This window comes from Pseudarthrobacter sp. C1, assembly GCF_034720455.1.
In the GTDB taxonomy this organism is placed as follows: Bacteria; Actinomycetota; Actinomycetes; order Actinomycetales; family Micrococcaceae; genus Arthrobacter.
The window spans coordinates 1-477 of sequence record NZ_JAYESK010000028.1 but is presented as its reverse complement, the minus strand read 5'-3'; the positions used below and the strand labels follow the sequence as shown (position 1 = coordinate 477).

2 protein-coding genes are annotated in these 477 nt (G+C 64.2%); both read left to right on the top strand.

The features are described 5' to 3' along the window. The coding region (locus U7114_RS19305) for a phage holin family protein (protein WP_323058270.1) at positions 1-297 on the top strand (297 nt) is incomplete at its 5' end. Continuing rightward, positions 294-477, top strand: a 184-nt coding sequence (locus tag U7114_RS19300; protein WP_323058269.1) for a DUF3618 domain-containing protein, incomplete at its 3' end; no start/stop codon positions are given. The genes U7114_RS19305 and U7114_RS19300, both read left to right, overlap by 4 nt.

Here is a 477-nt window from a genome sequence, read left to right as displayed (position 1 = left end):
GCCGAACTCAAACAATCCGCCACCAAGGCCGGCAAGGGCTCGGGCATGCTCGCCGGCGCAGGCGTGGCCGGGCACTTCGTGCTCGTCTTCCTGTCCCTGGCCCTGATGTTCGCCCTCGGCGCCCTGATGCCCCTGGGCTGGGCCGCCCTGATCGTCGCCGTGGTCTGGGGCATCACCGCCGCGGTCCTGGCCTCGATCGGGCGCAAGGAACTCAAACAGATCAAGGGCCTGCCCCAGACCGGCGAGACCCTGTCCGAAATTCCCCCAACCCTAAAACCAGGTGAGGTAAACCGATGAGCGATAACCCGGACGCAATCCGTTCAGACATAGAAGCCACCCGCGCCCGCCTGGGCACCAACGTTGACGCGGTCGCCGACAAAGTCACCCCGTCCAACATCGTCCACCGCCAAACCGACAAAGTAAAAGACGCGGTCACCGGCGTGAAGGAGAAAATCATGGGCACAGCAGACTCAGCCA